Annotated in this window: 1 protein-coding gene; it reads right to left on the bottom strand. The window is 47.8% G+C overall.

The features are described from left to right. Window positions 1–573, bottom strand: a 573-nt coding sequence (locus tag R7E78_RS28890; protein ID WP_318058984.1) for an FGGY family carbohydrate kinase, incomplete at both ends; no start/stop codon positions are given.

Raw genomic sequence — 573 nt, 5'->3', positions numbered from 1 at the left:
CTTTACCACCGATGTTCGTTTTGCCGTAAATTTCCGAAGAGCGTTTTACTTCTGGCATCATTGACGCCGGAATGCCCATCTCATCCAACAGCTTTTGGTCCCAACATAGGTCGTTGATGTTAAATAGCATGGTACGTGATGCGTTGGTGTAGTCAGTAACGTGAACGCGGCCTTGAGTCATCTTCCATACTAACCACGTATCGACGGTACCAAACAGCAGTTTACCTGCTTCTGCATCTTCGCGTGCGCCTTCTACGTTATCCAGAATCCACTTAACTTTAGTGCCAGAGAAGTAAGGGTCAAGCACCAAGCCGGTGTTGTCGCGAACGTAATCTTCTAAGCCGCGGCTTTTTAGGTCTTCACAAATGTCTGCGGTACGACGACATTGCCATACGATCGCGTTGTAAACGGGTTTGCCTGTTTCTTTGTTCCAGACGATGGTGGTTTCACGTTGGTTCGTAATACCAATGGCAGCTAATTGGTCGCTTCGGATGCCTGACTTAGCCAAAGCTTCAACTAATGTAGAGCTTTGTGTTGCCCAGATTTCCATTGGATCGTGCTCAACCCAACCTG

Source organism: Vibrio sp. YT-19(2023), assembly GCF_033337395.1.
Note: the sequence above shows the minus strand (reverse complement) of the source record. Positions and strands in the feature narration are given on the sequence as shown.